We start from the raw sequence: 553 nt of genomic DNA, 5'->3' as shown, positions 1-553 counted from the left end.
GTGCTTACCAATGAAGAAGACCCTCGCAACCACCGCCGCTCTGCTCGCCTTCCTCGGCACCGCCTATGCCGCGACCGTTCAGGGCACCATCCAGGCCGTCGACCCGACGACCAAGTCGATCACCCTCGACGACGGCAAGATCTACCAGCTGTCGCCGGAGGCGACGATCGGGAAACTGAAGGTCGGCGCCAAGGTGGCTGTGACTGTCGATGACAAGACCGGCATCGTGACGTCGATCAAGAAGGCCTCGTAAGGCGAGAACATCGTGCGTCGGCAGACCTGCTGACCGGATTTTACAAGCCCTGTTCCACTCATGGCCGGTCCCTCCGGGGATCGGCCATTTTCATCCGTCGGCTCTCGATGCCGGGCGACCTGGATAAGGTCTTCCGGCTGGACCCCAGGGCCGGCCGGCGGAATGCTGTCCGGCGGCATCGCTATGGTTTTTGCCAAAAAGCCGCGCTATCCCTTGGCCAACGGGGGATATCATGGCCGACGAACAAAAAGGGTTTCGCCTGTCGCGGCGGTTGCTGCTGGGTGCGGCTGTCGTCGGCGG

At 62.9% G+C, this 553-nt stretch carries 1 protein-coding gene; it reads left to right on the top strand.

Going from position 1 to position 553, the window contains the following annotated elements; all coding sequences use genetic code 11:
• On the top strand, positions 1-253 hold a 253-nt coding region (locus EN964_RS36725), incomplete at its 5' end, for a DUF1344 domain-containing protein (RefSeq protein WP_245490764.1).
• Positions 254-553: the final 300 nt, after the last annotated feature.

Origin of the sequence: Mesorhizobium sp. M7A.F.Ca.CA.001.10.2.1 (assembly GCF_003998575.1) — a bacterium.
Classification (GTDB): domain Bacteria; phylum Pseudomonadota; class Alphaproteobacteria; order Rhizobiales; family Rhizobiaceae; genus Mesorhizobium.
Note: the sequence above shows the minus strand (reverse complement) of the source record. Positions and strands in the feature narration are given on the sequence as shown.